The following is a 25,333-nucleotide window of genomic DNA, read 5'->3' as shown; positions in this document are numbered from 1 at the left end:
TTGGGCTACTTGTTGCCGCCGGCGTACCTTTGCTCGACATAACGCTGCACAATTGCCTGAAATTCCTGAGCAATGTTGGCACCCTTCAGGGTCACTGTACGCTTGCCGTCGAGAAATACAGGTGCTGAAGGGGCTTCGCCAGTGCCGGGCAGTGAAATGCCAATGTCAGCATGCTTGCTTTCGCCGGGGCCGTTCACCACACAACCCATGACAGCCACTTTCATCTCTTCAACACCCACATACTGATTTTTCCAGATGGGCATTTGATCGCGCAGATAGGTTTGAATCTGATCAGCCAATTCCTGAAACACGGTGCTGGTAGTGCGGCCACAACCAGGACACGCGATTACTTGTGGCGTGAAAGCACGCAAACCCAGCGACTGGAGAATCTCTTGGCCCACCAACACTTCCTTGCACCGGTCACCGTTGGGTTCCGGAGTCAGGGATACACGGATGGTGTCGCCAATTCCCTCCTGCAACAAGACCGACAAGGCGGCAGTTGAAGCGACAATACCCTTGGTGCCCATGCCTGCTTCGGTCAAACCCAAATGCAGGGGGAACTCACTGCGACCTGCCAGTTCACGGTAAACCGCGATCAGGTCTTGAACCTGGCTGACCTTGCAGGACAATACAATTTTATTGGCCGGCAAGCCCAGTTCTACTGCCTTGTGGGCGCTGCTGACAGCAGACTCGATCAGCGCCTGGTACATCAACTGCTGCGCGGGCAAAGGCTCGGCCTTTTTTCCATTTTCGTCCATCATGCGGGCGAGCAGATTTTGATCCAGGCTACCCCAGTTCACACCGATTCGAACAGGTTTGTCGTGCTGGGCCGCTATGGAAATCATGGCGGCAAAGTTGTCATCACGTGAACGGGCCGAACCAACATTGCCCGGGTTGATGCGGTACTTGGACAAGGCTTTGGCGCAATCAGGAAACTTCTGCAACAGCAAGTGTCCGTTGTAATGAAAGTCCCCGACCAAGGGGACCGGGATGCGCATTTTGTCCAACTGTTCGCGGATATAAGGCACCGCCTCGGCCGAAGCCTCGTTGTTTACTGTAATGCGGACCATTTCACTGCCGGCCAGGTAAAGCGCCTTGACCTGCAGTGCAGTGTTCAACGCATCAGCCGTGTCAGTGTTGGTCATGGATTGAACAAGCACAGGTGCGGCCCCACCAATTGAGACCACGTGCTCTTTCCAGCGCACATCCACTTGATGTGTCTGACGTCGTTTTAGGGGAGTGTTTGAAATCACGGTCAAGTGCTTCCGGGAAATGCGGGTTTGCTGGCAGGGGTGGGGTCGACAATCGACCCCGGATGCAAAAAAATCTTTATTGAATCAACGTACGGTAACGCGAGCCACTTCACCACTGATGGCAGTGCTCAAATCAACAGGCTTGCCATTGCTGGTCACCTTGACAGCTTTGGCATTACCAACGATCAGCTTGAATGGCGTTTGACCGCGCACTTCAAGATTGCTGCCCGCTTCATTCAATTGGGAAATCAGCACTTTGTCATTGGCATCACGAACAGTAACCCAAGACTGTTCCTGAAAGTTAAAGCGCAAAGCGCCTTGAGGACCCGCGGGTACCGCTGCGGTTGCAGGGACTGCAGTTTGTGGTGCAGCAGCAGGGCTGGCAGGTGCGCTTTGCGATTGTGCTGGCAACTGACCTGCTGTTGAAGCGGGCACAGCTGGTGCGGCAGCAGGAGTTGAAGGCGTTACTGTCGCCGGAGTTGTCGGGGCAGCGCTTGAAGAAGCCGTGTTGGCTGGTGCAGTCGGTACAACAGCAGGCGCGGGTTCCACCAAAACCGGGGATGGCTGCAGAGCCGGGAAAATGGGTGTTTCACCAGCATTGGAAGGCGCATTCAGCGGCAAAGGCAGACCACCGGGCGCTTGCTGATCCAATCCCATCGAAGCGACAGGCGCCTCATTGGGTTCGATTGGTTCTTCAATGGTGACTTCTTCAGACTGGCTGGACAGGAAAACCGGGATGTAAAACACAGCCATGACCACAACTGCGGCCAACACAATGCCGTAGCTCAGTGATTTCTTTCCGGTTTTCCGATCAAAATTCAAAGTCGACAACCGCTTGGAGCTACTTGGCATTTTGGGCTCAAGTGGCTCAACACGGCTGGCCTCCACGTTACCTGCACGCACGGCTTTGGCTTGGGCACCCACTTCCGAATATCCAAATGACAAAATAATAGGCGCTGCATCCATTTTCAGCGCCTTGCAGTAACTTTTGATAAAAGCTTTGGCAAAGGTTTCGGGAGGAAGGCGACCTACATCACCACTTTCGATGGCTTCCAGTTGGCGCACGTTGATTTTGGTCTGTGTACTGATGTCGCTGAGTGAGTAGCCCGCCTTCTCGCGTGCAGCTCGCAGAATTTCACCGGGGTTCTGTCCGGACTCCAACAGCGTCAGGTTTGGGTGTCTTTCCGTGAACACAGCCGAACTGGATTCCGGTTTCACATCTGGACTTGCGCTGGCATCTGATGACTCAGTGTTGCTCATGGCACGATTTTCATTCATTTGATCTTTCCAAGCATCTGCTAACCATTAAGGTCGCGATATTAATTTTAATCATTCCACCGACTCTACCTGTGCAGCATAATCCAAGCAGGCAAGCAGACTCAAGTAATTTGTATGAAAATTCAATGTGTTGGGTCAACTTCGGAGAAAGTGCGCCAAGTTTGGCATTGAAATTGGAATTCTTATAAGCCAAACCAAGTCAGTTTCGGAGCAACAACATCTGAATCATGCGGTGATTGTATGACAAAGCCCCTGTCTAATCAGCCTGTACACTGCGTTTGGAGGAAGCTCTCAGTTCTTCCAGAGACACGGTGCTGACAGATCTTTCGCGCACCCGGGTGCGGTCCTTGACTTCTCCCGCCAACTGGCCACAAGCCGCATCAATGTCCTCGCCCCTTGTTTTCCTGACCGTGGTGACCACACCCGCTTCGGACAGTACTTCCACGAACGCCTTGATGGCCGGGCTTGTTGACTTGAGCAAGCCTGACTCCGGAAATGGATTGAACGGTATCAGGTTGAACTTGCAGGGCACAATATTGGCTATTTCAAGCAGTTGACGTGCATGTTCGGGTTTGTCGTTCACTCCATCGAGCATGACATACTCAAAAGTGATGAAATCGCGGGGAGCAAACTTCAAGTAGCGCAAACAGGCATCCAGCAAATCACGTAATGGATACTTTTTGTTCAAGGGTACCAAGTGGTCTCTCAATGCGTCGTTTGGCGCGTGCAATGAGACAGCCAGTGCAACCGGACAGTCTTGAGAAAGCCTGTCCATGAACGGCACAACACCCGACGTGGACACAGTAACCCTGCGGCGGGATAAGCCGTATGCGGTGTCATCCAGCATCAATTGCAGTGCGGGTACCAGGGCGTCATAGTTCAGCAGTGGCTCGCCCATGCCCATCATGACCACGTTGGTAACAGGGCGGTCTTGTGCATAAACCCGGTCACCCGCATCACGGAGCAGTACATTTGCTTTCCACAACTGCGCGACAATTTCCGCGGTGCTCAGGTTGCGAGAAAACCCCTGCTTGCCCGTCGAACAAAAGCGGCAGTTCACTGCGCAACCAGCTTGGGAACTGACGCAAAGGGTGCCACGGCGCTCTTCGGGAATGAATACAGTTTCAACTGCATCACCATGCCCCACGTCAAACAGCCACTTGCGGGTGCCGTCTTTGGAAACATGGTCAGAGATGATTTCGGGTGCTTTGATGCAAGCGCGGTTTTGCAGGTTCTGGCGGAATGACTTGGCCAGGTCTGTCATGGAGTCGAAATTGTCTACACCGGACTGGTGGATCCACTTGGACAGTTGCTTGGCCCGGAAAGGTTTTTCGCCCAGATTGCCACACCATTGAATCAACTCAGGCACTGAATAGTCCAGCAAATTGTCGAGTTGTTCAGGCATGGGATTGTCCTTTCAAAACAAACAGGGACGCAAACTGCGCCCCCGGGATTCAACGCTGTATTTACAGATTAACGTGAAAATACTTGTGAGGCTGGGAAAAAGTAAGCGATTTCCACAGCTGCTGTTTCAGGCGCGTCTGAACCATGAACAGCGTTTGCATCGATGCTTTCAGCGAAATCTGCACGAATGGTGCCTGCAGCGGCTTCTTTGGGGTTTGTAGCACCCATCAATTCGCGGTTTACTGCAATTGCGTTTTCACCTTCCAGCGCCTGGATCATGACTGGGCCGGAAATCATGAATTCAACCAGGTCCTTGAAGAAAGGACGTGCTTTGTGAACAGCGTAGAAGCCTTCTGCTTCAGCGCGTGACAGGTGGGCCATGCGGGAAGCAACAACTTTCAGGCCTGCGCCTTCAAAGCGGCTGTAAATTTGACCAATTACATTTTTTGCAACAGCATCAGGCTTGATGATGGACAGGGTGCGTTCGATTGCCATGGTATAACCACTCCGAAAAGATTAAAAAAGCATGAAGATTAACCAGCAATTATAGCCTGTTTATGTGAAAAACCCAATCCATGCCCTGCCCCACGTCTTGAATTGAAACTTTTCGTCATTACCTTTACTCTAATTCCACAGCAAGTCGCGTTTTACAAAGGAGCGAGAACACATGTCTGAATTCAGAACAGCACAATTTGGCCGTACAGCCGGTGGTGTTTCAACAGTAGAAACCAACCGGGTACTACGAAACACTTACTTCCTGCTGGCCTTGTCCATGGTCCCCACGGCCTTGGGCGCTTTTGCAGGCATTCAGTTTGGATTTTTCCGCCTGTTTGCAGGCAGCCCAATCCTTTCATTCGTGGTCATGCTGGCCGCCATGTTTGGTTTTATCTGGGGTATTCAGCGCAACCGGAATAATTCCTTCGGTGTGGTGTTGATGCTGGGCTTTACGTTCTTCATGGGCTTGATGCTTTCCGGCATTTTGTCCGTGGCCTTGAGTTTGTCCAACGGTGGCTCCATCATCATGATGGCGGCATTGGGTACAGCGGGGATTTTCTTTGGTTTGGCCAGCTACGCAGCGGTCACCAAACGCGACTTCACCAACATGGGTAAAGGCCTGTTGATTGGCTTGGTCATGGTGATTGTGGCCTCCGTGGCCAATATTTTCCTGCAAATGCCAGCCTTGTCACTGACCATTTCCACAATCTGTGTGGGCCTGTTCTCGCTGTTCATTCTGTATGACCTGCAACGAGTCATGCGCGGTGGCGAAACCAACTACATTTCAGCCGCTTTGAGCATTTACCTGAGCTTGTACAACCTGTTTGTGAATTTGCTGCAACTGCTCATGGTGTTTACCGGCGGCAGCCGCGAGTAATACTTGGAAGTTATTGCGGAAGTTACTGATCAGTAAGCTTTTTTTGACACAACGCAACATCGAAAGTTGTTGCGTTGCGAATTTTAAAAGCGCAGTATGAAATCTCAATAGGTTGATATCTCTATCGACCGCCAGGTTGGTGAGGCAACTTCACCAACGAAAACGGGGCCGCAATGGCCCCGTTTGTTATTTCTGGCAAGGTCTTTGTTACAGATCGCTGTAGGCGACCCGCTCAAAAACAGCAATTGACTCCACATGAGAGGTGTGGGGAAACATGTTCACCACCCCTGCTTTCATCAATTTATACGAACCCACATTACACAGCACGGCCGTGTCGCGAGCCAAGGTAGCCGGGTTGCAACTGACATAGACGATGCGCTTGGGTTGAAACGATGCACGAGCACCGACGATGGCTTTGCAAATTTCCAATGCGCCGTCACGTGGGGGGTCAACCAACACTTTGTCATATTGGCCCCAGCTTTCCCATTCGGGTGTTTCCACTTCGAACAGGTTACGAACATGGAATTCCGTTTTGTCAGCCAAACCATTGAATTGGGCATTTTCGCCTGCGCGGCTGACCAGGTCTTGAGAGCCTTCAAAGCCCTTCACGAAGCTGCTTTTGGTGGCCAAGGGCAAGGAAAAATTACCCAGGCCACAAAACAGATCCAGCACCCGGTCTTCAGGTTTCAAATCCAGCAGCGAGACAGCCCTGGTGATCATAGCGTCATTGATCATGTGGTTCACTTGCGTGAAATCAGTGGGTCGAAAGCGCATGCGAATGCCGAAGCTTGGAATTCGGTAGGTCAGGTCAACTGGTTTGTCCGCTTCAAGGCGATGCGCTGTGGCAGGGCCACCGGGTTGCAACCACCAATCTACGCCCCACTCGTTTCCAAATGTCCTGAGTGTGTCCAGGTCTGTTTCGCTCAAGGGTTCAAGGTGGCGCAGCACCATGGCAGTGACCCCATCGCCCACAGCGAGTTCAATTTGGGGCAGGCGCATATAAATGCTCAGCGTCACCATCATGTTGCCAAGCGGTACCAACATGTTGGAAACATGCTTGGGCAACACATGGCACTCCTGCATGTCGGCCACATAGGAAGATGCTTTTTCATGAAAACCCACGAAAAAACGGTCTTTCTTGATCACAAAGCGGGTGCTTAAACGGGCACGGTGGCGGTAACCCCAAAATGAGCCATAAATGGGCGGCATCATCTGCTCGGGTTTTTGCTTGCCGATGCGCTGCAACAGGTCTTCCAGCGCGCGGTTTTTAATCGCCACCTGGGCATTGGTTTCAATGTGCTGCATGGCGCAACCACCGCATACGCCGTAGTGCGGGCACTTCGGTATTGTTCGGGTTGACACGCTGTTGAGCACGGTCAATGTGCGGCCTTTGGAGTAGCTTGGCTTGACGCGAGTGATTTCGGCAATAACCGTTTCGCCGGTGATTGCCCCATCAATGAAATGAACTTTCCCGTCGACATGCCCTATTCCATTGCCATCCAGATCAATGGACTCAATGGTGACCTGCACCTGAGGAAATACCACAGGTGTCCTTTCTTTCTTCTTCTTTCTGCCCATGGCTACATTCGATAAAAATTAACGGGCCGGCAGGTAATCCATTGGATCAACGGGCTTGCCCTGTTTGCGCACTTCAAAGTGCAATTTGGGGCGATCGGTGTCGGACTGCCCTGCTTCGGCAATCTTCTGGCCTTTGGTGACCGGTTCACCTTCTTTCACCAACAAGGTTTTGTTGTGGGCGTAAGCGGTCAGCAAATTGTTGTCATGCTTCAAAATGATGAGGTTGCCATAGCCACGCAAGGCATTGCCGGAATACACCACACGACCGGCCTGAGAAGCCAGTACGGGGTCACCCACCTTGGCAGCCAGGTCAATCCCTTTGTTCACGCCAGCCTTGTACCCTTGAATGATTGAGCCAGGGTGTGGCCAGATAAAACCCAGAGTAACTGCCGTGGGTGCGGGCGGTTTGATTTCGGGCGCGGGCGTGGCCTCAATGGGCTTGGCATCCACTGGCTTTGCAACGCCGGCCGGGGCAATAGGCGTAATCTCGACGCCCGTGTCTTCCATCGGGGCGGACTGGTTTGAAACGCCAGCCACAACACCGGTTGCTCCAGCAACACGCAGTTGCTGCCCCACGCTTAGCTTGCTGGGGTCTGCCAGATTATTGGCGCGGGCCAGTTCTCGCCAATCAAGGCCATTGTCCAGGGCGATGCTGTACAGGGTATCACCAGCCTTCACGATGTAAATGCCGTCTTTTGCAACAGCCGAGTCGGTGGCGCGGGATGGCAAACGATCCACCACGGGCGCCTGGTTGCCGGTCGTGGTACAGGCCCCCAAAAAAACAAGGGTTGCAAAACCAGCCAGCAATGTGCGTGTTTGACCCTGCAAAGAGGTTTTGGTTAAGACACCACGTTTCATACGATGCGAGTTCCTTGTAACAGGGGTACGAATTTTACCAAGTCTTTTTTCTCCCGATGCCATCTGTCAACCGCGATGCGATCAACAACCATCAAATTTTGCTGGTTTTGATCTGCGACCGGCACGATCAGGCGACCACCCACTTTGAGTTGCTTGAGCAAGGCCTGCGGAATTTCCAGACCGGCAGCGGCCACAATGATGACATCAAATGGGGCCTGCGCGGGCAAGCCCAGCAAACCATCGCCATGAATTACTCTGACTTTCTGAAAACCGGCAAGTTTCAGGTTGCGCTGGGCTTTGTCATACAGCGCTTCAATGCGTTCAATGCTGACCACGCGTTTGGCGATGTTGGCAAAAATTGCCGCTTGATAACCACACCCCGCCCCCACTTCCAGCACATTGTCGAGATCGGTTCGACCCTCCAGCGCATACTCGGCAAAACGGGCCACAGTAAAAGGCCTGGAAATGGTTTGCTGGTGCCCAATGGGTAGGGCTGCGTCTTCGTAAGCACGTGACGCAAACGCTTCATCCACAAACAAATGTCGGGGAACGGTTGCCACCACATCCAGAACACGCTGATTGGCAATACCAAGGGTCTTGAGCTTCTGGACCAAATGGCCGCGAGCACGCTCGGAGGTCAGGCTTGATCCACCAAGACGTTCCGGAATGCGGTCCAGCTTGCGTGCTGACTGGGTAATCAGCGCCGGGGCTGGCTTGAAGCGGGGCTTTTGATCCATGGGTTTGATTTAGAGCCAGGCGGCCAATACTTTCATTTGTTCAACATGGGTAAGGTCTGCCTTTAAGCAGCTGACAGACACTTTACCCTGTGTAATGGCATAAAAGTCGGTGCCGGGACCTGCATCTTTTGCCCCGCCCGGGGGACCAATCCAGTAAACCGTGTCACCTTTCGGGTTTTGCACCGGGATCACCGGTTCGGCATGGTGACGCTTGCCCAAGCGGGTGCATTCATAACCTTGCAGGTCGTCGTAAGGAATCGGCGGAATATTCACGTTCAACAACGCATGCTCAAGGCCCAAGGAATTGTTCAGAAAACGTTCCACAATTTCAGCGGCAACGCGGGCTGCGCTGTCCAGGTGGGCATAACCTTTGCCAGCCAGTGAAAAGGCAATGGCGGGCAAGCCACACTGAAAGCCCTCCATGGCCGCGGCCACGGTGCCGGAATAAATGGTGTCATCGCCCATGTTGGCGCCATTGTTGATACCGGAAACGACCAGGTCAGGCCGCGTTTTCAACAAACCAGTCACGGCCACATGAACGCAATCGGTTGGGGTGCCATTCACATAACGAAAACCGTTGGCTGCGGTGCGAACGGTCAGGGGGCGGTCCAGCGTCAGTGCATTGGACACACCCGAACGGTCCTGTTCCGGCGCCATGACTTCCAGGTGAACGGTGTTGCCGAAGCGCTCTAGCAATGCACCATGCAGGGCCAGGATGCCTGGGGCGCTGTAGCCGTCGTCGTTGCTGATCAGGATATGAGGTACGGCCATGCTCAAGCTTCCTTGCGGCGGAACACCCAGGTGTTCTCGGTAGATTCCTTGGGAGCAAAGGCATAACCGGCCACCTTGAATTTTTTCAGTTGCTCCACGTCGGTGATGCGCTGGTCAACAATGTAACGGGCCATCAAGCCACGCGCCTTTTTGGCGAAAAAACTGATGATTTTGTACTGCCCGCTTTTGTAGTCCTGAAACACGGGCTGAACCACGCGTGCATTCAATGTTTTGGTGTCGACCGATTTGAAATATTCATCCGAAGCCAAGTTCACCAATACCGGGTCCTTTTTACCCAGTTCCTTGTTCAATGCAGGTGCAACCGTTTGCTTCCAGTAGGCATACAAGTCTTTACCAGCCGGGTTGGGCAGCTTGGTACCCATTTCAAGGCGGTAAGGCTGCATCAAATCCAAGGGACGCAAAATGCCATACAAACCGGACAGAATACGCACGTGTTTCTGGGCGAAGGCCAAGCCCTCTTCATCGAGGGTTTTGGCATCAAAACCGTCGTACACGTCGCCATTGAAGGCCAGCAATGCCGGCCGCGAGTTCTTCTTGGTGAATTTGGGTGACCACTCTGTATACCGGGTCGCGTTGAGCACACCAAGCTTGTCGGAAATCGACATGAGCTGGGACAGGTCTGCGGGGCTTTTGGGTCGCAAAATATCGACCAGCTGTGCAGCCTGCTCAACAAATTGGGGTTGCGTGCTGCTTGAAACAGCCAAGGGCGTTTCGTAATCAAGAGACTTCGCTGGGGAAAGAACTACAAGCATGGACGTGCATCACCGGTTGTTACTACGCAATTATTATCGCAGGATCTGGCAGGTGATTCAGCCACAGGGTGGCTTGAACTCCGGAAAAAATACCCAATACAAGGTAGGCATTCCGACAGCCAGATGAAGGGTGGCCGCGGATGCGACTTTGTCGCTCCGCTTGTGGCCGTGTCTCCCAGGCTGTCTCTCCCGAAGATGGAAGTGATACTTGTCTAACCCCCAACTGGATTCAGGCAAATGTATTTGCAAGATTCGATTTACTGTATATAATCACAGCATGTCAATTCGAGATTGGTGCCATGAAAGGTTTAACGGCTCGTCAACAGGAAATTCTGGACCTGATTCGCGATCAAATCGCGCAATTCGGAAGGCCACCCACACGGGCAGAAATTGCAAAGCAATTGGGGTTTCGTTCGGCCAACGCCGCTGAAGACCATTTGCAGGCGCTGGCCAAGAAAAATGTCATCGCACTGGATGCCAGCACATCCAGAGGCATTCGCCTGCTGGGTGAATATGCAGAAGGTCTGGAAGAAGCCGCCAGCCGTGTGCTTGATCGCGCAATGGAACGCACCCTTGAACAGCTTGTGCAATTGCCCCTGATTGGTCGCGTTGCAGCCGGCAGCCCGATTTTGGCCCAGGAACACATTGAAAGGCAGATTCCGGTTGACCCTGCCCTGTTCCCCGACAAACCCGATTACCTGCTGAAAGTGCGCGGCATGTCCATGAAAGACATCGGCATTCTGGATGGTGACCTGTTGGCCGTGAAAAAGGCCAGCAGCGCACGGGCCGGCCAGGTGGTGGTTGCTCGCGTCAACGACGATGTCACGGTCAAGCGGTTTTTCCAGAAAGGCCATGTAGTGGAACTGCAGGCAGAAAACAGCGAATTTGCGCCCATCAAGGTGGACTTGCGCACTGAAGCATTTGAAATTGAAGGTTTGGCTGTGGGCCTGATTCGCCAGGGCCAGTTGCATTAATAAGTCCAAGTAGTGTCCGGGGGTTGCTGTGTCGTCCAAACTTGACCAAATTCACCCGGACCTTTGGCGTGCAAACCAGTTAAGCAGCGACAACAGCACACGCCTGTCCAGCGGGTTTGCATCGCTGGACGAACAACTCCCCGGTAGTGGCTGGCCCACCAGAAATCTGATTGAACTGCTGTTGAAGCACCATGGCATCGGCGAACTGCGCTTTCTCATGCCCGTGTTTCGCAGGCTGTCGCTGGAACAAAAAAAGCTGATACTGATTGGCGCGCCCTTGCTGCCACTGACACCCGTCTTCGAGCAGTTTGGCGTGGCATTGAATCAAGTCAGTCTGATTCAAACCGACAAACCACAAGACCGGCTTTGGGCCATTGAGCAAGTCCTCCAAAGCGATGCCTTTGGTGCCCTCCTGATGTGGCTGCCTGAAGAAAAAACAATCTGCAATGCCACCGTGTTGCGCCGCTTGCAGTACCAAGCCACCAAATCAACTGGCTTGAGCTTTGTATTTCGCCCACTGAAGGCCCAGTTGCAACCCTCGCCTGCACCGCTTCGCCTGTGCCTTACAGCACACAACCCCGACACCTTGCGGGTGCAGCTGATCAAGCGCAGGGGCCCGGTGCTGGAACAGGCCTTGATGATTGAACTACCCCGCCCGCAAAACGCCCTTCCGGGTACTTTGCACACTACACCGCACCCAGAGGAGTTTTCTCGTGCGCTGGATCGCCCTGAGTTTCAAACAATCCCGCAACCGGGCAGAAGCCAAATCACAGCTTGACATTGATGCGTTGTATGAACTGGCTGCGCGCTACAGCCCGGTGGTGTGCTGGCGGCAAGACCAACACCTTGAATACGCGGGCTGGCTGGTGGAAGTGCACAGCAGCTTCAGGCTGTTTGGTGGGGCACAGGCATTGCTGTCGCAATTGTGGGCAGATACCGAAGAATTCTCTGCCGCACTTCATCTAGCCAACCACGACACGGCCACTGGGGCATGGTGGCTTGGCAAGGGTGCACCCGCCCGTTCGGAACATGACTTTCTGGACATGTTGAACGGAGATGAAACCCGCTTGCTGACTTTGCCGCTGCAGGTGCTGGATTGTGAACCCAACTTGCAGGCAACCTGGCAACAGTGCGGCTTTGTGCAACTGGGTGATTTGTGGCGCCTGCCCCGCGACGGTTTCCTGAAGCGCTTTGGGGGGCTGGCACTGGCGGAACTGGATTCAGGTTTCGGACAGCAAAACAAACTGGCGCCTGGCCTGCCCACCCACCAACCGACCGAAATTTTTGAGCAGGAAGAAGAATTGCCCTTTCATTGCACCCAGCTGGACTTGATTGAACATCATGCCCAGGTTTTGCTTGAAGCGGCTTGCCACTGGCTGAAACGCAAAAAGCACGGCACGCGCGAACTACTGTGGCGCTTCAAGCATGCAAAGGGTGAGGAAGCCTTGTGCCTGCGCAGTGCACAAGCAACAGACAGTCACGCCCTATGGGGCCGTTTGTTGCATCACCAGCTGGCACGGATGCAACTGGATGAGGACATTCGCAGCCTGTGCCTGTACTGCGGACACACAGAACTTCTACCCAATATCAATGCCAGTTTTTTGCCCGACCCCACAGAAGGAAGCCGAAACTGGAACAGCACCTGTGATGTGCTGCGTGCCCGGCTGGGCGAGCAAACCATTCTGTTTGCTGCCACAGAAAGTGATCCACGGCCAGAATGCAGCATTGTGCTGCAACACACGCCATTGGCCCAAACACACAGTGGCCAGACCAACAAAAAGACGGGCAAGCATGCGGGCCAACACGCAAACCAGCACGCCACCGAACTGAATCACGCCACACTGGCAAGCAGCACCCCACGGCCATTGTGGCTGCTGCCCACACCCAAGCCCCTTCAGGGAAAATCTCCAAGCTGGCAAGCGGGTGGCCCTTGGCAACTGTTGTCAGGCCCTGAACGTGTTGAATTTGGCTGGTGGGATGCACAACCCTGCAAGCGCGACTACTACTGCGCACGCGACAGCAACGCCAGCGTGGTGTGGCTGTATCAGGATTTGCTGGATGAGAACACGCGCTGGTTTTTGCACGGTTATTTCGCATGAATAGCGTGGCAGGCAATCCTCCCTCCAGCAATACTTTAACCAGCAACACACCCCCGTTTGCTGAAGTGCTGGGCCTGAGCAATTTCAGCTTTTTGAAAAGCGCATCGCACCCTGAGGAATTGGTGCAACAAGCGCAAGCCTTGGGATATTGCGCCATTGGCATCGCGGACGAATGTTCGCTGGCAGGCATTGTGCGCGCGCATCAAGCCGCCAAGGAATGCGGCATCCAGTTGCTGGTGGGGGCGCAGTTTGTATTTGCGCAAAGCAGTCCGTTTGCTGGCCAGCGCATTGCACTGATCGTCAAAAACAAAACCGGTTACACCCATTTGTGCAGGCTGATTACGCAGGCTCGAAGCCGCGCCGACAAAGGCGATTACCTGTTCACCCGTGACGATCTGGCCGACATTCCACCCGGCTTGCACCTCTTGCTGATTCCCGATGAGCGCAACAGAACAGAATTTCCTGCCTTGCTGGCCTGGTGTTCAAAGCGATTCACAGGGCGGATGCACCTGGTGTGCAGCCTGCACCACCTGGGGTTTGAATCGGCCTGGCAGGCACATCTGCAATCACTGGCCTGCCTGCACCAAACAGAATTGCTGGCCAGCAACTTGCCGGTGATGCATTCCAGCGAGCGCAAGGCACTGCATGATGTACTCACCGCTGTTCGGCACAACTGCAGCCTGAATGAGGCCCGCCCTTATCTTGAGCCCAATTCACAGCGTTGCTTGCAGCCTCTGAACACACTGGCACGCACCTACCCACCCGCATTGCTTGAACAAGCAGCCAACCTGGCGCAACAGTGCGTATTTTCACTGAATGAATTGCGCTACCAGTACCCGCGGGAAATCAGCCCGGAGGGGCTTGAACCCGCCCTGTATCTGCGGCAACTGGTCGCGGAGGGTGCCGCACTTCGCTACAACAACAAAGTGCCTGCCACTGTTCAAAAACAGATTGATTACGAAATTCAACTGATTGAAGAGTTGAAATACGAAGCGTACTTTCTGACCGTACACGACATTGTTCGCTATGCCCGCTCCCGAAATATCTTGTGCCAGGGGCGCGGATCGGCAGCCAATTCGGTGGTGTGCTATTGCCTGCACATCACCGAGGTGAATCCGGACAAAATGCAGGTGCTGTTTGAACGGTTCATCAGCCGTGAACGCAACGAGCCGCCTGATATTGATGTGGATTTTGAACATTCACGCCGGGAAGAAGTAATTCAATACATTTACCAGAAGTACGGGCGTGATCGCGCCGCACTGGCCGCCAGCGTGGTGGTGTACCGCCCGCGGTCTGCACTTCGGGATGTGGGCAAGGCACTTGGATTTGATGCCGAGTTGATAGAAAAACTTGCCAAGTCACAAGACGGGGGCTATAGCCGCAGCCTCAGCGTGGACCACATGGTGCAAGCGGGCATTGATGTAAGCCACAAGGGCATGATGCATTGCGTGCACCTGGCCGACGAACTGCTGGGTTTTCCAAGGCATTTATCGCAGCACACCGGTGGCTTTGTGATCGCGCGGGACAGTTTGTCTGAACTGGTGCCTGTCGAAAATGCAAGCATGCCAGACCGCAGTGTCATTCAATGGGACAAAGACGACCTGGACGCCATGGGTTTGCTGAAAGTGGATGTACTTGCCTTGGGTATGCTCAGCGCCATTCGCATGACCCTGGATGAGCTTCGCAACAAACCGCAGGCGCCGGTTACGCTTCAGGCTATACCCCCCGAAGACAAAGCCACCTACAACATGATCTGCAAGGCTGACACGGTGGGGGTGTTTCAAATTGAAAGCCGGGCCCAAATGGGCATGCTGCCCCGGCTTCGGCCCAGTTGCTATTACGACTTGGTCATTCAGGTGGCCATTGTTCGCCCAGGCCCCATTCAGGGCGGCATGGTGCACCCGTTTTTGAAACGTCGGCAGGGCCAGGAGGAAGTCATTTACCCTTCACCTGAACTTGAGAAGGCACTGGGACGCACCAAAGGCATTCCGATTTTTCAGGAACAGGTCATGCAGGTGGCCATTCTTGCTGCCGGTTTCACGCCGGGAGAAGCCGATGCGCTACGCCGCGGCATGGCCGCCTGGAAACGCAAGGGTGGTTTGCATCATTTTTATGACCGCGTGGTGGGCGGCATGGTGGAACGAGGTTACACCCGTGAATTTGCAGAAAGCATTTTCAGACAAATGGAAGGTTTTGGTGAATATGGTTTTCCGGAAAGTCATGCAGCCAGCTTTGCCCTGCTGGTGTATGCCTCCTCCTGGCTGAAGTGTCATCACCCGGATGCCTTTTTGTGTGGCCTTTTGAATGCGCAACCCATGGGCTTTTATGCACCCGCCCAACTGATACAGGATGCGCAACGGCATGGTGTCACTGTGCTGCCTGTGGATGTTCAATGCAGCGTGGTAGATACAAAACTGGAGCCTGCCACACACCAGCCCGACACCGAACAGCACCACACCAACACACTGTGGCCGGTGCGCTTGGGGCTGGCACGGGTGAACAGTTTGAAAACTGAAGCAGCAGTGCGCATTGTCAAAGCCAGGGAACATGATCTGTTTGACAGCGTGGAAGACCTGGCCAAACGTGCCAGGCTGGACCGCACCGATTTGTTGGCGCTGGCCGATGCCAACGCCCTGGAACAACTGGCGGGCCACCGCAGGCAAGCTGTTTGGCAAACCGCAGGCCTGCAAAGAAGCCATTCAAAAGGGGCTGATTTGCTGGCACACACGCGCACCGATGAAACACCCCTTGAACTGCCCAAGGCCAGATTGCTGGAAGACATGCTGGCCGATTACCGGGCCACTGGCGCAAGCCTTGAACACCACCCCATTTCATTTTTGCGCGATCAACTGGCCCAGTACAAAATCAAACCTGTCAAAGAGCTTGGCACTTATCCGAATGGGAGGCTGGCACGCGCCTGCGGCATTGTGACCCACCGGCAGCGGCCAGCCACTGCACACGGCACTGTTTTTTTGAACCTGGAAGACGAAACCGGAAACATCAACGTGATTGTGTGGAACAGCCTGGCCGAAGAACAGCGGCAGGTACTGCGCAATGCGCGGATCATGGGGGTATTCGGGATTTGGCAGCGTGAAGGTGAGGTGTGCAATTTGATCGCCAGGCGACTGGTGGATTACACCCCCCTTCTGCAAGCCTTGCACACACCTTCGCGCGATTTCAAATAAGAATCAGATGTCCACTTCCACCAAATTGCCCTTGTCTTCAAGCCAGGTACGACGTGCACCACTTTCCGTGCGGCCCATCAGCATGTGCATCATGGCGTTGGTCTGGTCTACATCCATGCTGCCCAAGGTCACCGGCAAAAGGCGGCGTGTATCCGGGTTCAAGGTGGTTTCCCACAGTTGTTCGGCGTTCATTTCGCCCAGCCCCTTGAACCGGGAAATCTTGATGGCGGCTTCCTTGACACCTTCTTTGGCCAGTTTGTCCTGCACCGCATGCAATTCAGCTTCATCCAGGCAATACAGTTTGCGTGCCGGTTTTTTGCCCTGCGCTGGCACATCCACCCTGAACAAGGGTGGGCGGGCTACGTACAGGTTCTGGCTGCGAATCAGGGCTGGAAAATGTTTGTAAAACAGGGTCAGCAACAACACCTGAATGTGCGAACCATCCACGTCCGCGTCTGACAGAATACAAATTTTGCCATAACGCAAACCACTCAAATCGGGGCTGTCGTTCACGCCGTGGGGGTCCACACCTATGGCCACGGCAATGTCGTGAATTTCCTGGTTGGCAAACAGGCGGTCTTTGTCAGTTTCCCAGGCATTCAACACCTTGCCGCGCAGGGGCAGCACGGCCTGGAATTCCTTGTCACGACCCATTTTTGCCGATCCCCCAGCGGAATCGCCCTCCACCAGAAACACCTCATTAAGCAGTACATCAGTGCTTTCACAATCGGTTAGCTTGCCCGGCAAAATGGCGACGGACGAGCTTTTACGCTTTTCAACTTTCTGCGCAGCACGAGAACGGGCTTGAGCCTGCTTGATGGCCAGTTCGGCAATTTTCTTGCCATCTTCCACATGCTGGTTCAACCACAACTCAAATGCAGGTTTGACCAGGCAAGACACCAGGCGCACCGCATCGCGGCTGTTCAATCGTTCCTTGATCTGCCCCTGAAACTGGGGGTCGAGCACCTTGGCCGACAGCACAAAGCTGGCCTTGGAGAAAATATCATCGGGCATCAGCTTGATGCCCTTGGGCATCAGCGAGTGCATTTCGCAAAACGCCTTGATGGCCTGAAACACCGCTTCACGCAAGCCTGATTCATGCGTTCCGCCAGCCGATGTGGGAATCAGGTTCACATAGCTTTCACGCACGGGTGCGCCTTCAGCCACAAAAGCCAGCGCCCAGGCTGCGCCCTCGCCTTCCGAGAAACCTTCGTCGCGCAACACATCAACACTGAGGTCGCCTGCAAACATAGGGGCAACCAGTTCACGGTCCAGCAACTCTTCCTTGAGAAAACCGCTCAAGCCATCATCAAATTTCCAGCGCTTGGTTTCACCGGTTTTCTCGGTGATCAATACCACCTCAACACCCTTGAGCAAAACAGCCTTGCTGCGCAGCAGGCGGTCCATTTCATTCAAGGGTAAAACCGGTGAATCAAAATACTGCGGGTCAGGCCATACACGCACGGTGGTGCCTTTTTTCGGATCGGCGCTGGTTTGGGGGCGAACCTTCAAAGGTTCGACCACATCGCCGCCACCAAACACCAGCGTACCAACCTGCTTGTCGCGCACGGCACTGACCTCGAGGCGAGTGGACAAGGCATTGGTCACTGAAACACCCACGCCGTGCAAGCCACCAGAAAAACGGTAGGCACCACCATCGGCCTTGTTGAACTTGCCGCCTGCATGCAAACGGGTGAACACCAGCTCGATCACTGACACTTTTTCTTCCGGATGCAAACCGATTGGAATACCGCGGCCTTCGTCCTGAACCGACACACTGCCATCCGTGTGAACCGTTACCGTGATGCGTGAACCAAAACCACCCAAGGCCTCGTCGGCTGCGTTGTCAATTACCTCTTGAATGATGTGCAAGGGGCAATCGGTGCGGGTGTACATGCCGGGGCGCTGCTTGACAGGCTCAAGGCCTTTGAGGACACGGATGGATGATTCTTGGTACTGGCTCATGACAACCTGATAGTTCATTGACCGCCTGATGATACCAACATTTCGAGGGCAATTTTCCCGGGGTTGGAACCATCGTGGATTGTGACTGCACTCAACTGTGAAGAAGGGACGACGGGCATGCAGCAGCTAGCACGATTTCACAGTTTGCCCTAGCGAAAGGCTACCTCACCCCCCTCTCTAGTGACACCAAATGCGCAATTTCAGCGGCCTTGTTACCCTGTGCCGTTACCAAGAAATTCGCCGAGGCCGACCATGATTCCGTTGCCGTTTCAAGCAGAGAGGCTCGATATGAAACCGATTGCACCCAATATGAAGATCACTGCGATACAGCGGTGTTCTCGGGAGAAATTGGAAGCCACTCGCTCTGAATTCGAACTGCTCGTGGCCAAGCAGGAAAAACGCCTTCGCAATTTCATCATCAAGCATTTCCGCGACGAAAATGCTGTGGAAGATGTTTTCCAGCAAACCTTGATCGAGGCCTATTGCTGCTGGGACAGTTTCCGCGGCGACGCTAAACGCGCTACCTGGCTGTTCGGCATTGCCTTGAATATCATTCGGAACACGGCTAGGCGTTCGCCCCAGTACAAATTCCATTTCACCTCCGATGAAGACCTTGAGCTGGAACAGGCGGAAGGGTCTGACCCCATGCAACATTGCATGAAAAACGAATTCAGCATCAAACTTCAATCTGCGATAGACAAATTGCCCAACGACTTGCGCGAAACCCTGATTTTAGTGGTTCAACACGGCAACTCTTACCAGAAAGCTGCAGATATTCTGGGCATCCCAATTGGAACAGTTAGGTCACGCATTTCAAGATCGCGCGCTCAGCTGAAGTCAATTTACGATCTGTACATGGACTGATGACCGACACAACTGCCCCCTTGGGTGGCGCCTTGGCCAAAATTCTTGATGCGTTGGGACTAAGCACCCACGATGTTGAAAGCGCCGCAGAGTCTGATGCCTACCGAATCGATTTCGAAGAACAATTCACTATTGAAATTCAACGCGGATTTACGCAAGATTGCCGCATCAGCGCGCGGGTTTTTAATCTGGGAAAATCGCTTCAGGTTCAAGAGCAACAACTGAAACGGGCGATACAACTGTTCTCAGAGTTGATCGATGACCTGCCTGAATGTATTTCTCTTGGAATTTCCGACCACGACAACTGTTTACGAATTTGCATCGAAATCGCGGACACAAACGCTGAGCAATTGATGAAGCAGTTCCACGGTTTTGTACATGTGGCATTTGCCTACAAACAAACTTATCTGAAACATAGAACCAGTTAAACGCCAGTTCAGCTCGTAACTTATCGGTTATCGGGCCTGAAGCGCCTGCTCACGCTCTTTGAGCGTGGATGAAAGCCAGATGCGAAACTGTTCCACAGCCTTTTGAATTGAAGCGGCCTCAAGTGGTAAATTCAACATCAAGCGTTGATCATGTTGAAGTGCAATTGTTGTTCGCTCCAGCGAACGCGCCTTCCAGCGCTGTGAAAGCCAGTCGCGCAAGCAGTTACTTTCGTAGTTGTTGAGCACAATTTGGGCCTTGAACAAAACTGGGCTGGAGCCCGACTGCCAAAGTTGTCCCAAACCCAAACCATCCACACAGCAACTCTCAAGCAGATACCAATTGGCAGCGATGGGAGGAGCCGTGCACGTGTTCATGCAGGGTTGCTCATCAAGGGTTAACGTAGCACACCGGCAGTGTCTTGAAACACTTGCTGGGACACTGACCGAGAACCGCCATTACCGCGACTTTGCGCATGCAGTTGGCTTGTCGAAAGCTTGAGCGGTTTGGATTGAAGTTGACTCATTACGCTGCGAAATGTGGCTTGTGCCGGCGATGCGTTGTTGGCCGGGGAAGATTGCAAATTGACCAGGGCATGAACACTGGCAAAGTTGTTTGGAATATTCATATAAAAGTCGCCTGTTAGTTAGAGTTGAGTGGCAGCGTTTTCTGAATGGTTCCCGAACTTCTCCAGCAAATCGAAACGTTTCATTCGGTAGTACATGGAATGCAAAGGAATCTGCAGACTTTCACTGGCGCTTCGTGCACAACCGCCATGCGCCAGCAAGGCTTGGGACAACACTGCCTTTTCAAACGCCAGCAAGCGGTGCTTAAGTCCTGAGGAATGTACATGACCTTGCTCCTGGCTGTCACAAGGTGAGCCCAGACCAATCACATGGCGCTGGGCCACGGCATGCAGCTCACGGACATTGCCTTGCCAGGGTCTGCTGAGCAGTTCATCCATTTCCTCGGTGCCCAGTGCGGGTACTTCCAGCTTGAATTGTGTTGCGACCTGCGCCAGGAAATGTTGATAAAGGGGAACAATGTCTTCGAGCCTTTCAGCCAAGGCCGGAATTTTGACCTGAGACACACTGAGGCGAAAATGAAGGTCTTCCCTGAAGCGGTTTTGCCTGACCAACTCGGGAAAACTGGCCTTGGTCGAGGCTATCACCCTGAAGCTGGACTGGTAAAAGGCGTGGCCGCCAAGGCGGGATGCACCCCGGTATTGAAGTGCATTGAGCAACTTGGCCTGAGATGATAGGGGCAAACTGTCGATTTCATCCAGGTACAAGGTGCCGTTGTTGGCTTGCTCCAGCTTGCCTGGTCTGTCTTTCTGAGCGCCGGTGAATGCACCGGCCATGACACCAAACAGCTCGGCTTCAAAAAGCTGTTCAGGCAAGGCGGCACAATTCACATGAATGAATTCACCTTTCAGACCAGACTGTGAATGCAGCCAACGTGCTGCAGTGTCTTTGCCTGCTCCTGTTGGGCCCAGCAGAACCGTGTCCACGGGTAATTGTTTGAGCAAGTGCAATTGAGACACTGCATGCTTCATGGGTGGTGAGCGAACAAACTCGGTAGCATAAGGGCCGTTCAGGTCTGCGGCTGTGGCTTTAAGTCCAAACCTCAGGGGTTTCGTGCGGCTTAATCTTCCCAGTATCTGCGCTGCGCTTAGTGGATCAGCGGGACGAACAATTGACGCAAAAATTGGAATGTCGTGATAGATGTAGTCTTGCCAGGGACTGTCAATAAAGCGAATGATCTGGCTTTCCGGGTGTCGACCCAATTCTTTGAATCGCTCAACCAAGGCAGTGATTGCCTCAAGACCATGGTCAAGAAGTATCCAGTGGCTAGGCAATGTGCGCCGGCTCAGCAATTCGGTCAGAGACAATTCATGAACGCTGGCCTGCATCAACATGGCGGCTGCCCGCAAACGGCTTTTGAGCTCCTCGGATTCAATGCACAAGGTGAGTTCGGTCATGGGTTATCAAGCTCAGAATCGTCAAATGACATTGTGAAGCGTTGACCCACAACCCGTATCACCTCTTTGAATTAGTCCCACCGAATGGGTCGGTTTTGCTGGAGGTCATTAATGCGAAATTTCTGTTTGCCCCAGTACTTCAACTCGCAGCATGTCACGCGCGCGGGACAGGCGTGAACGTACGGTACCGATTGGCAAATCGAGTTCAAGCGCTGCGTCCTGATAGGTAAACCCGTCAAGCAACACGAGTTGAACCACGGTTTGCATTTTGCTGGGCAAGTGGCCAATGGCCATTTTCAGTGATTCCATGCGTTCCTGACGCATCAGTGATTCTTCAGGTTCACAAAATGGATCAGCGGCAATCATGCTGACCTGTTCATCGAAGTCTTCACATTGGTAACGGTAGCTGGTGTCGCGATAACGGAAGTTCTTGACCAGATTCAATGCAATTCCGAACAGCCATGTTTCGGGTTTGGATTCGCCACGAAAACGTGCCCAGTTTCTGAATGCAGCCATGTGGGTTTGCTGAATCAGATCGTCCACGTAATCTTCACGACGAAGGTGTTTGCGTATGAAATGGGTCAAACGGGATTGCTGGCTTTTCAGCAACAATTCCAGGGAGCTGAGTTGTTCGGATGTAAGTGGAGAAACAGTGTCGTCACTGAATTGAACATTGATTTCAATGGCTTGTAAGGGGTTGTGCTGCGTCATGATCTGCCTCGTTTCCTGGTGGTTGACACCAAGCTAGTTGCAGTGTGCATGCCAATGAAGCAAAATTCTTAAGATACTGATTTATATAAATATTTATTGATTAGCTCGTTTTTTAATTTTGACTTTTTGCAAAACTCGCAGGGTTAAAAACGTAAAAATTCAAAGGCACAGGGATACGCGTTAACAGTTTTGGCCATGGCGGTGTAAAATGCGCTGCATCCCGCCGTAGTTCAATGGATAGAACGAGCGCCTCCTAAGCGCTAGATATGGGTTCGATTCCCGTCGGGGGGACCATCAAGGCATAAAAAAAAGCCCCTCAGAATACTGAGGGGCTTTTTGTTTTACTGCTCAAGCAAGCTGTTTACCGAGCCTGCTCGGTCAGAATTTTCCAGCGACCGTCTTCTTTCTTCAAACGCAGTGTTTTGCGCACTTTGTCGGAATACTTGTCAGCCTTGTAAGCCTGATCAAACTCGGCAGTGGCCTCGTCTCCATTCACCTGAACATTGAGGTTGCTGATGTCCACCTCGATGTTGGATTTGGTGGAGATTCGCGTGCGACGCTGGCTTTCCCACTGTGAACGGGTCACTGCGCCAGGCAACTCGAAGTTTGCAGAGTAGAAGCTCAGGTAGCCTTCCACGTCACGTGCACTCCAGGCCGCAGCCCAGTTACTGACCACCTCAGTAACCTCAGCCTGCAAAATTGCAGGTGAAGGCGCTGGGGCAGCAGCCGGTGTAGCTGGAACAACTGCCGGCACACTTTCTGCAGGCAACTCAACAACGGGCTGAGCTGCTGGATCCAGCATGGCAGCATCCTCAGCCACTGCTGGCATCGCATCTGCAGCAGGGGCGTCAACTGCGGGACCAGCTGCGGGGGAATCACCCAATTCAACAGGTCGCAACTGGTCCAGGCCGAGGAAATGGCTAACCGGTTTCAAACTGTCAGCATTGTTGATCAACGCCTGACCACCGTAGGTCACGATGAGCAAACCAACCATCAAGGTATAAACCGGCAACAACCAGCGCTCGTAGCGGTAGTAGAAGGCTTTGCCTTTGGTTTCCTCTGCGGCTTTGTCCATCTCGGCTTCGCCAACCACTTGACGCGCAAGCAACTGGTTCAAGGCCACAGGCGGTGACAGATAACCCAGCTCGAAGGCCGTGATCACGATCATCCAGAAGTGAACCGGGTGAATGCCGTTGCTGTACGCAATTGGCGCCACGGTTGCAGACACCAGGATAACCGCACCAAACGGATCCATCACCATGCCGATGAAAATCATCAGCAGCATGAATATGGTCAATGCCATCCAGACGCTACCCATTTCGGCAGGAACCACTTCCATGATGCCGGAACGTTCAATCATGCCACCCACGCTAATGGACAAGGCCATCAACATGATCAGGGCGCCAATGTGACCAATGGTTTCTGTGGTTGCACTGCGCACTGCTACTTCAAGGCCTTCATTTTTCTTCTTGTCGGCAGTTGTATCGCCGCCAACCTTGGTGGGGCCACCGCGCAGCTTGTCGAAAATAATCACGAACAACATGATCACTGGCAACATTACAGGCGCTGTGAATTCATCAAGTTTGGTATCAAGCAGGTATTCGTAGCCATACACCACCAGCAACATGATCAAAATGTAGGGTGATACAGGCACCAAGGCACGCAAGGATTGAGGCAAGGCGTCTTTCGCCTTGGCCCGTTCAATCACACGGCCTTCTGCTTTCAGCAGGGCGATAATCATGAACACGGTGGAGGTCAGGATGAACACGAACAGACCCCAGCCGTACAGCTCACTGGTAGTCACTTCCTTGTTCAAAGCGGCAATCACCACGATCAACAAACAGGGGCGCAGTACCACACCCAGCGAACCGGACATGGCAGTGGCGGCCAGTGCGAAATGACGACGTGCACCAACGGCCAGAACTTCCTTGTAAACAATGGCACCCGCTGCAATCACGAACACACCTGAAGCGCCGGTGTAGGCAGTAGGAATAGCCGCAGCCAACAACACGATGTACGTAAATACTTCAGGTGGCAGTTTCCAGGGGCGCAGAATGTCCATGAACAAAGACACCACGCGGGTTTGCTTGAGCAACATACCCGCCCACAGGTACAGGGCCAGGTTCAAGAAGATGCTGGACAGTTCCGTGATTTGGCCAAAGTAAATTGCCAAACCGGCGACATAGTCGTCCATGAAAAAGCTGATGCCCGCATTCAAGGCCATGAAGGCATACAGCGGAATACTCAACAAGCCCATGCCGTAGCTGCCACCCTCTTCTGCGTGCTCTGGAATCTTCAGGACATCTTTCAAGCTGATGTATGAGAGTGCTGCAAACAGGGCAATTGAAACAATGCTAATTACCGGGCTTTCAACCGGTACGCCCGAATCGTATTGCAGTTTCAGGTAGTAGCTGGTTGAGATGGTCATCAACAGGTTGGCACCTAGCATGGCCAGTGAATAGACTTGGAAGTCTTTCTTGGTGCGGGGTGGGCGCAGGTTGATGTGGTGGTAATGCCGTGTGGTGGAAATGGCGGCAATCGCCACCATGATCAACAGAATCAGGGGGCGGTTTTCCGTACCAAATTTGAAAATACCAAAAAAGCCAGTTTCAATTTCACGGAATACTTCAACTTCAGGTGTAATCGCCTTGCTGACGCGTTCATAAACAGCAACCCGTTCGCGACACTGGTCGCGCGCTGCTTCAAGTGAAGCGCGAATTTCATTAGGGTCAATAGCCACATCGCCGAAAAGGGCGTCCAAATCGGATTTAGGCGCTGTTTCGGCTTCGGCCACCTGTTTGGCCACCAATGCATCAATGTCGGGATTCGCTTCACAGGTCGGCGCAGACGGATCGGCGCGCAACAAGAAGTACTGAACCTGGTTTGCGGGATCGCCAAACATGCGTTCGCCCAAGCGAAGCAGTTGACCATGCACCATTTCACCCGTACCAATAATCAGGGTGAGCAAAAGTAGAGAAAAAATAGGTAGGCTGGACAGCCATTCGGATGGAGTACGACCCATCCACTTTTTGCCGGCGGAACTCTGCATAACGGATCCTTATCAGCGTCAACTTAACGATTGACTGATCAAAGTAGCAATTTAG

22 protein-coding genes and 1 tRNA gene are annotated in these 25,333 nt (G+C 53.2%); 8 read left to right on the top strand and 15 right to left on the bottom strand.

Annotated elements, in window-relative coordinates:
- Nucleotides 1–5: 5 nt before the first annotated feature.
- The 4 genes from ispG to ndk form a co-directional block, all read right to left on the bottom strand.
- Nucleotides 6–1,253, bottom strand: coding sequence for a flavodoxin-dependent (E)-4-hydroxy-3-methylbut-2-enyl-diphosphate synthase (gene ispG, locus RGQ30_RS07280; protein ID WP_130556551.1), 1,248 nt, complete (start codon nucleotides 1,251–1,253; stop codon nucleotides 6–8).
- An 84-nt stretch (nucleotides 1,254–1,337) separates the two neighbouring features.
- Nucleotides 1,338–2,531, bottom strand: coding sequence for a helix-turn-helix domain-containing protein (locus tag RGQ30_RS07275; RefSeq protein WP_130556552.1), 1,194 nt, complete (start codon nucleotides 2,529–2,531; stop codon nucleotides 1,338–1,340).
- A gap of 256 nt (nucleotides 2,532–2,787) precedes the next feature.
- Nucleotides 2,788–3,936, bottom strand: coding sequence for a dual-specificity RNA methyltransferase RlmN (gene rlmN / locus RGQ30_RS07270; protein WP_130556553.1), 1,149 nt, complete (start codon nucleotides 3,934–3,936; stop codon nucleotides 2,788–2,790).
- Nucleotides 3,937–4,004: 68 nt separating this feature from the next.
- Nucleotides 4,005–4,430, bottom strand: a complete 426-nt coding sequence (gene ndk, locus RGQ30_RS07265) for a nucleoside-diphosphate kinase (protein ID WP_130556554.1) — start codon at nucleotides 4,428–4,430, stop codon at nucleotides 4,005–4,007.
- Between the two features lie 172 nt (nucleotides 4,431–4,602).
- Between ndk and RGQ30_RS07260 the strand changes: the two genes are divergently transcribed.
- Nucleotides 4,603–5,307 (top strand): Bax inhibitor-1/YccA family protein, encoded by a 705-nt coding sequence (locus tag RGQ30_RS07260; protein WP_130556555.1) that lies wholly within the window; start codon nucleotides 4,603–4,605, stop codon nucleotides 5,305–5,307.
- A gap of 207 nt (nucleotides 5,308–5,514) precedes the next feature.
- On the opposite strand, the gene rlmD is transcribed toward RGQ30_RS07260, so the two are convergent.
- The 5 genes from rlmD to yaaA are packed head-to-tail and all read right to left on the bottom strand — an operon-like array spanning nucleotide 5,515 to nucleotide 10,024.
- Complete coding sequence (gene rlmD, locus RGQ30_RS07255) at nucleotides 5,515–6,885, bottom strand: 23S rRNA (uracil(1939)-C(5))-methyltransferase RlmD (protein ID WP_130556556.1); 1,371 nt, start codon at nucleotides 6,883–6,885, stop codon at nucleotides 5,515–5,517.
- A gap of 18 nt (nucleotides 6,886–6,903) precedes the next feature.
- Complete coding sequence (locus RGQ30_RS07250) at nucleotides 6,904–7,743, bottom strand: peptidoglycan DD-metalloendopeptidase family protein (protein ID WP_130556557.1); 840 nt, start codon at nucleotides 7,741–7,743, stop codon at nucleotides 6,904–6,906.
- Nucleotides 7,740–8,480 (bottom strand): protein-L-isoaspartate(D-aspartate) O-methyltransferase, encoded by a 741-nt coding sequence (locus RGQ30_RS07245; RefSeq protein ID WP_130556558.1) that lies wholly within the window; start codon nucleotides 8,478–8,480, stop codon nucleotides 7,740–7,742. The genes RGQ30_RS07250 and RGQ30_RS07245 overlap by 4 nt, the downstream gene beginning before the upstream one ends.
- Before the next feature lie 9 nt (nucleotides 8,481–8,489).
- A complete protein-coding gene (surE, locus tag RGQ30_RS07240; RefSeq protein ID WP_130556559.1) occupies nucleotides 8,490–9,251 on the bottom strand; it encodes a 5'/3'-nucleotidase SurE in 762 nt (253 codons plus the stop codon).
- Between the two features lie 2 nt (nucleotides 9,252–9,253).
- On the bottom strand, nucleotides 9,254–10,024 hold the full coding sequence (yaaA, locus tag RGQ30_RS07235; RefSeq protein ID WP_130556560.1) for a peroxide stress protein YaaA: 771 nt from the start codon (nucleotides 10,022–10,024) through the stop codon (nucleotides 9,254–9,256).
- Between the two features lie 299 nt (nucleotides 10,025–10,323).
- Here yaaA and lexA point away from each other — a divergent pair, with 299 nt between their 5' ends.
- Genes lexA through RGQ30_RS07215 form a run of 4 tightly spaced genes read left to right on the top strand, consistent with a single transcriptional unit; the run spans nucleotide 10,324 to nucleotide 16,282 of the window.
- Entirely contained in the window at nucleotides 10,324–10,998 is a 675-nt protein-coding gene (gene lexA / locus RGQ30_RS07230) for a transcriptional repressor LexA (RefSeq protein WP_130556561.1), read from the top strand.
- A 28-nt stretch (nucleotides 10,999–11,026) separates the two neighbouring features.
- A complete protein-coding gene (imuA, locus tag RGQ30_RS07225) occupies nucleotides 11,027–11,776 on the top strand; it encodes a translesion DNA synthesis-associated protein ImuA (RefSeq protein ID WP_130556562.1) in 750 nt (249 codons plus the stop codon).
- Complete coding sequence (locus tag RGQ30_RS07220; RefSeq protein ID WP_130556563.1) at nucleotides 11,712–13,097, top strand: DNA polymerase Y subunit UmuC family protein; 1,386 nt, start codon at nucleotides 11,712–11,714, stop codon at nucleotides 13,095–13,097. Before imuA ends, RGQ30_RS07220 begins: the two co-directional genes overlap by 65 nt.
- Nucleotides 13,094–16,282: an error-prone DNA polymerase gene (locus RGQ30_RS07215; protein ID WP_130556564.1), complete on the top strand. Its 3,189-nt coding sequence runs from the start codon at nucleotides 13,094–13,096 to the stop codon at nucleotides 16,280–16,282. Before RGQ30_RS07220 ends, RGQ30_RS07215 begins: the two co-directional genes overlap by 4 nt.
- Nucleotides 16,283–16,285: 3 nt before the next feature.
- Here the strand turns inward: RGQ30_RS07215 and RGQ30_RS07210 are convergent, their stop codons facing one another.
- Entirely contained in the window at nucleotides 16,286–18,265 is a 1,980-nt protein-coding gene (locus RGQ30_RS07210; protein ID WP_479481453.1) for a DNA topoisomerase IV subunit B, read from the bottom strand.
- A gap of 330 nt (nucleotides 18,266–18,595) precedes the next feature.
- Between RGQ30_RS07210 and RGQ30_RS07205 the strand changes: the two genes are divergently transcribed.
- Together RGQ30_RS07205 and RGQ30_RS07200 are read left to right on the top strand one after the other, a co-directional pair.
- Nucleotides 18,596–19,111, top strand: a complete 516-nt coding sequence (locus RGQ30_RS07205; RefSeq protein ID WP_298217321.1) for an RNA polymerase sigma factor — start codon at nucleotides 18,596–18,598, stop codon at nucleotides 19,109–19,111.
- The gene (locus RGQ30_RS07200; RefSeq protein ID WP_130556567.1) at nucleotides 19,111–19,539 is read left to right on the top strand and encodes a hypothetical protein; all 429 of its coding nucleotides are present in this window, start codon (nucleotides 19,111–19,113) and stop codon (nucleotides 19,537–19,539) included. The genes RGQ30_RS07205 and RGQ30_RS07200 overlap by 1 nt, the downstream gene beginning before the upstream one ends.
- Nucleotides 19,540–19,566: 27 nt before the next feature.
- Here the strand turns inward: RGQ30_RS07200 and RGQ30_RS07195 are convergent, their stop codons facing one another.
- The 4 genes from RGQ30_RS07195 to RGQ30_RS07180 all read right to left on the bottom strand — a co-directional run bounded on the left by RGQ30_RS07195 (nucleotide 19,567) and on the right by RGQ30_RS07180 (nucleotide 22,229).
- Nucleotides 19,567–19,914, bottom strand: a complete 348-nt coding sequence (locus RGQ30_RS07195) for a hypothetical protein (protein WP_130556568.1) — start codon at nucleotides 19,912–19,914, stop codon at nucleotides 19,567–19,569.
- Nucleotides 19,915–19,934: 20 nt separating this feature from the next.
- Nucleotides 19,935–20,165 carry a hypothetical protein gene (locus tag RGQ30_RS07190; protein WP_130556569.1) on the bottom strand — a complete coding sequence of 77 codons (231 nt, stop codon included), beginning with the start codon at nucleotides 20,163–20,165 and terminating at the stop codon, nucleotides 19,935–19,937.
- A gap of 18 nt (nucleotides 20,166–20,183) precedes the next feature.
- Entirely contained in the window at nucleotides 20,184–21,518 is a 1,335-nt protein-coding gene (locus RGQ30_RS07185) for a sigma-54-dependent transcriptional regulator (RefSeq protein ID WP_130556570.1), read from the bottom strand.
- Between the two features lie 108 nt (nucleotides 21,519–21,626).
- Nucleotides 21,627–22,229 carry an RNA polymerase sigma factor gene (locus RGQ30_RS07180; RefSeq protein ID WP_130556571.1) on the bottom strand — a complete coding sequence of 201 codons (603 nt, stop codon included), beginning with the start codon at nucleotides 22,227–22,229 and terminating at the stop codon, nucleotides 21,627–21,629.
- Between the two features lie 219 nt (nucleotides 22,230–22,448).
- On the opposite strand from RGQ30_RS07180, the gene RGQ30_RS07175 reads away from it, so the two are divergent.
- Nucleotides 22,449–22,523 (top strand) — tRNA-Arg (locus RGQ30_RS07175).
- Nucleotides 22,524–22,590: 67 nt separating this feature from the next.
- Here the strand turns inward: RGQ30_RS07175 and RGQ30_RS07170 are convergent.
- The gene (locus tag RGQ30_RS07170; protein WP_130556572.1) at nucleotides 22,591–25,278 is read right to left on the bottom strand and encodes a TRAP transporter large permease subunit; all 2,688 of its coding nucleotides are present in this window, start codon (nucleotides 25,276–25,278) and stop codon (nucleotides 22,591–22,593) included.
- Nucleotides 25,279–25,333: the final 55 nt, after the last annotated feature.

Origin of the sequence: Limnobacter thiooxidans (genome assembly GCF_036323495.1) — a bacterium.
Lineage (GTDB): Bacteria > Pseudomonadota > Gammaproteobacteria > Burkholderiales > Burkholderiaceae_B > Limnobacter > Limnobacter thiooxidans.
Note: the sequence above shows the minus strand (reverse complement) of the source record. Positions and strands in the feature narration are given on the sequence as shown.